Origin of the sequence: uncultured Fenollaria sp. (genome assembly GCF_934202865.1) — a bacterium.
Classification (GTDB): domain Bacteria; phylum Bacillota; class Clostridia; order Tissierellales; family Peptoniphilaceae; genus Fenollaria.
Map to the genome: position 1 here is coordinate 1 of NZ_CAKPYL010000069.1, position 5026 is coordinate 5026.

The 5026-nt window shown below is 34.1% G+C and carries 6 protein-coding genes; all 6 read right to left on the reverse strand.

Annotated features, from left to right (window positions below; translation table 11 throughout):
* On the reverse strand, positions 1-1541 hold a 1541-nt coding region (locus Q0E71_RS06340), incomplete at its 3' end, for an ABC transporter ATP-binding protein (protein ID WP_294797116.1).
* 104 nt (positions 1542-1645) lie between these two features.
* Positions 1646-2602, reverse strand: a complete 957-nt coding sequence (locus tag Q0E71_RS06345) for a (Fe-S)-binding protein (RefSeq protein WP_294797118.1) — start codon at positions 2600-2602, stop codon at positions 1646-1648.
* Positions 2592-3278 carry a TIGR04283 family arsenosugar biosynthesis glycosyltransferase gene (locus tag Q0E71_RS06350; RefSeq protein WP_294797120.1) on the reverse strand — a complete coding sequence of 229 codons (687 nt, stop codon included), beginning with the start codon at positions 3276-3278 and terminating at the stop codon, positions 2592-2594. Before Q0E71_RS06350 ends, Q0E71_RS06345 begins: the two co-directional genes overlap by 11 nt.
* Complete coding sequence (locus tag Q0E71_RS06355; RefSeq protein WP_294797121.1) at positions 3250-3921, reverse strand: TVP38/TMEM64 family protein; 672 nt, start codon at positions 3919-3921, stop codon at positions 3250-3252. The genes Q0E71_RS06350 and Q0E71_RS06355 overlap by 29 nt, the downstream gene beginning before the upstream one ends.
* A complete protein-coding gene (locus Q0E71_RS06360) occupies positions 3893-4585 on the reverse strand; it encodes a TVP38/TMEM64 family protein (RefSeq protein WP_294797123.1) in 693 nt (230 codons plus the stop codon). Before Q0E71_RS06360 ends, Q0E71_RS06355 begins: the two co-directional genes overlap by 29 nt.
* On the reverse strand, positions 4563-5026 hold a 464-nt coding region (locus Q0E71_RS06365; protein ID WP_294797125.1), incomplete at its 5' end, for a DUF2064 domain-containing protein. The genes Q0E71_RS06360 and Q0E71_RS06365, both read right to left, overlap by 23 nt.

Consider the following 5026-nt stretch of genomic DNA (forward strand, 5'->3'; position numbering starts at 1 on the left):
TTATCGGCAATTTTTTCTATGCTCTCATTATGTGAAACTAAAATTACTGTTTTATCTTTTGTAAAATCTTTGATGCAATTTATGACTAAGTCTGAGTTATTTTTATCTATATAATTAAGCGGCTCATCAAAGATAAATACTTCTCCTGTGCTTTGAAAAGCTCTTTCAAGCTCAATAAGCTTCTTCTCTCCACCTGATAGATTATTCATGCTTGATGCAAGAACTGTATCCAAGCTGAGATTATTTTTCTCTAAGGCTTTATTTATCTTTGTATCTTTATCTATACTTTTATTTGAAAACATATTGATATTTTCTATTAATGTTCCATAAAATATATCTGCCTTATCTGGTACTAGCCTTATCATCTTGTTTAATAGATTTGATTCTTTATCCACTTCACTGTCATTTAAAATTATTTTTCCACTATAATCAGTCTCAAGACCTGATATTGCTCTAAGAAGGCTTGTCTTGCCAGAGCCATTACTTCCCTTTATCAGTATCTTATCGCCTTTTTTTACCTCTAAATTAATTTTATCTAAAATTAGTTCATTGTATTCTATGGATAAATCTTTTAGCTCTAGGCTTTCAAAATCTTTTGCATTCTCATCTATAAATTTGCTTTCAAAGTTAATTACGCTAGTCAATCTTTCTTTGTGCATTTCATACAAGGACTTCTCTCTTGGATATGACATGTAAAACTCAATTGGGTTCCAAAGCTTTGATACATATTGACTGAATAAAATCAAGGTACCTATACTGACTGAGCCTTTAAATACTAAAAAGCCACCGAAGATGTATATGATTAGGTCGAGTATATTTAAAAGTCCGTTCGACATAAAATAGTCATAAACTATATCAATCTTTAGTCTTTCAAAAACTTTTTCTAGATACTTATCTAAACTCGCTTCATTTTTTATAATTGTATCTTCACTTGAATTAAAGGCTTTTATCGTGTAATTATAATTATAAAATTCTTCGATATTACTATTAAGCTTTTCATTTGCTTCTTCTATATCTTTGTTAACTGCAGCTTCTTTCTCGCTCATCTTGTTTTGTATGAAGTAAAATATTGGTAGTATTATGAGTATAGATGCGCTCAAATAAATATTTTCTCTTAACATTAAAATAATGATAAGAATTAAATAAATGGCTTTAACTATTCTCTTATATGGTATTTCAATTATAAAGCTTCTGGTGCCTTCAAGGTCTGAATTGAAAAGCTGTATGATTGATCCCAAAGATTTGCTCTTTAAATTGTTTAAACTTTCAAAGCCAAGGTACTTGTAAAATTTACTTCTAAGCCTTCTTAGTTCTTTTTCTTCATAATAAATCATGAAGTAATACGAAAGAGCTAATGTGCTTATGAAAGCTAATATCAGAATTGCAAATATTATTGCATTAAATTTGAATAAAGCATAATTTTTATCGCTAACTGCATCGACTATCCTTTTAATAAAGATGGACAGCACAAGTGATATGAGCATGTTCATGCTTTGGAATATGTAATATAAATATTTAATAAGTTTATTATTTTTCTTCATATATATCACCTCTTACTGTGAACTAATTTAATTATATACCTTAGATGTAATTTTATCAAGATGAGCACAAAAAAAGATAAGCTCAATGAACTTATCTTTCTAGTCTATCTTCCGCCATAAAACTTCATCTTTATTAATCTAGCTAGGCTTGTTGGAACGACTTTTTCGTCTGTGCCAAGTATCATTGTAAGTGCGTGCTGATTTGCTATGCCGTTTTTTGTAAACTGTATTGAGCAGCTTGCGCAATATGTTGTGACCATGCTATCATAATTTTTAAGTCTAGTTAAAAGTGCTTTTGCTATCTCGGGTTCGTCGCGGCTCGCAAGTCCGCCTAGGCCGCAGCATAGAACGTCTTTGTAATCGCTTTTGGCGTTTGGCATAAAATATTTTAAATCTTTAAACATCTCTTTATGAACTTTGTCTGGACATGGGTGGTAGATGTGAAACTCATCTTCAAAAACCTTGCCTATGCCTAGCTCATGAAGCTTTTCATATATTGTTATTACGTTTATGTCTGTATAATCTTTAAAGAAGTGGTAGCAGTTTGGGCAGCATGTAACGACTCTCTTTACTTTTTTCTTAAGTAATAGCATTTTGACGTGGTCAATATTGTTTTGAGCACGCTCTTTGTCACCGCTCTCAAAAACTGGCTTGCCGCAGCAGTCGATTGAGTAATCGCAGCCATCTTCTTTAAATATCTCTATCAATTTCTTTGTTGTCTCTGGAAAGGCTCTTGGAAAAGCGCAGCCAAGCCATAACAAGTCCTTTGTCTCTTTATTTGAGTTATTTCTGAATTTATATAGGGACTTCTCAAACTTCATCATACCAAAGCCTTCATTTTTCCTATGTATTAGTGAGATCTCTCTGCCATCTAAATCAACGGGACAGACTTCATAACAGCGGCCGCATAAAAAACATGAGTAGGCTAGGTCGTCTCTATCTGCAAAATCTGCTAGGTCTAGGCCATACTTCGTTAAAAAGTCGCAGTTTTGTGTGCATAGTGAACAGTCGAGGCAAGTCTCTTTGACGTATTTTAAATAATTTTTCTTATCATCTTTCATCTCTGTATCTCCTTGTGATCTCTTCAATCGGGTAGCCGAGTAGGAACATGAATTTCAGCTTCTTGTGTAGGATTATCGTTTTAAGTATACCGCCGTTTTCAAAGCGTCTCGCATCTGTCGTAACGTATGAGTCAATCGCCTTTATCCGTGTTCCTTCTTTTTTGAGCCTTCTCGACATTTCATAGTCTTCCATTAGAGGCAGTTCCTTAAACATGCCCATGTCTATGAATTTTTCGCGCCTAAATGACATAACTTGGTCGCCATAGGCAATATTATATAGCTTTAGTCTTACGTTTGATCTAAAGGCAACGACTTTCATTAAAAATCTTTTGCTAGTAAATTTTATCTTAATGGCTGCCGCGCTATACTTATCAAGTGCCTTATCCATCTTGACTATGGCGTCCTTATCTAAATACGAGTCTGCGTGCAGAAACATAATCTTATCTTCTGTAGTTTCTTTAAAGCCTGTATTCATCTGTACTGAGCGCGATTTTTCGCTGTGGACTATCTTAAACGGAAAGTCTTTATTTAATTTCTCTAAAACTTCAAGCGTTTTGTCGCCACCATCTGCATAAGCTATATAGACCTTAAACTCACCATCTAAGCTAAATAAATGCCTTATGAAGCACTCAATATTTTTTTCTTCCTTATATACTGGAACTACTATTGCTATCATTTTTCTTATTAACGTATTTTGTAAGTAAAATTGAAATAATTACAAGAGCAAGCATTATTAAAACTGCAATTAAAAACTCTTTGGACTTGTAGTCCTTGATCTTGTCGCCTAGGTTTAGGTAAACAAGCGTTCCTGGCGCAATGCCTACGAATGAAACGATTAGGTACTTCCAAAAACCTATATCTGTTAATGGATAGGCGTAATTAAGTATATTGTATGGAATGATTGGCGTAAGTCTTAGCAAGAACAGTCCTGATGCGATGTTGGCATCTTTTGCAAAATATCTATCGTAAGTCTTTTTGCTCACGTGCTTATGAACCAAGGCGCTGACAAAGTCCCTGCCAATGTATCTTGCGATGACAAACATGATTGACATATTTAGAAGCGCTCCGACCATGGTCAAGATACTGCCCTTTACAAAGCCGAATAATGCTGCAGCTATAAGCGCAAGCACTGGCACCGGGAAGAAAAATACTGGTAGTATCGCAAAAGCTGCCACGTATAAGACTTCTGAAAGCTCTCTTCGCTCTTCGATGAAGGCTTTGAGCTTATCCATCGGCACGTACTTTAAAACTAGAACGGAGCCTATTATTATGAGTAATAGGCTCAGTATCTTAATTGGATTTATTTTTCTTTTTGTCATTATACATTTTACCTATCATGTAAACTAAGGCACTTAGAGCAACTACAGAAACTATGGATATAAATATAGTTTTTGTAGAGCCAGCTAAATTACCTAAGTATGAGTAAACGATAGTTGCTGGTAATTGTCCAAGGCCTGTTGCGATGAAGAAGTCCCAGAACTTTATAGGTGTTAGGCCTGCTGCGTAACTAACTATGTCAAATGAAACGAATGGCAATAGTCTACAGATAAGTATTGAGTTTTTGCCGTATCTTTCAAAAAATTCATCAACTTTATCAAGGCCTGCCTTAGTAACGATTTTTTCAACGTAGTCTCTACCAAGAGTTCTTGCGATGTAGAAGCATAGAGCCGCGCCTGCCATTGCTGACCAGAACGATAGAAGGGCGCCCTTCCACCAGCCAAATACTGCTGCGTTAGCTAAAGTGATTAGTAGAGCTGGTATTGGTGCTAAAACCGATTGCAAAATCATTAGTATAAATGAAATGATTGCTGCATATACACCATATCCTCTGATTAGCTCAACAACAGCGTCAAGATTAAGGCTCCCTAATTGAGTTACAAAATTGTTCATAGTCTCATGAAAGCTTGGTACTATGAAGTATAGCAGAACTATGATTAATATAGCTGCTATTAAAATTATCTTAGATAAATTTTTCTTCTTCATTATTATTCCTCCAATTGTTAATGTTAATTAAGTCATGAAATATAGTCTCATCAAGCTTTATATTTTTGCCATCTAAGATAATCTCATCCTTATTTAAAAAATCTACATTTTTACCATAGTAATTATATAATAGATCCTCTTTAGTGTCAATATCATCAATGATTCTAAGGCATTTTATGCGGGAAATATTAGAATTTTTAATAGTTTCATCGAGTATCATTGATTTATTTTTAAAATCTATATTAAGTTTGCCCTTTATATTAATTTTGGCTGCAACAAGCGAGTAGCCACCGTCCGATGATGGATTATAAACTATATCATTATCATCAAGTGCATCAAAAGCATTTTTTATATCTTTTTTACTAATGTCATATATGTCAGAGCCAATAAGAGCGACCTTATCATAAGTCTTAAGTGCTTTATTGATGGCGACCTCCATCT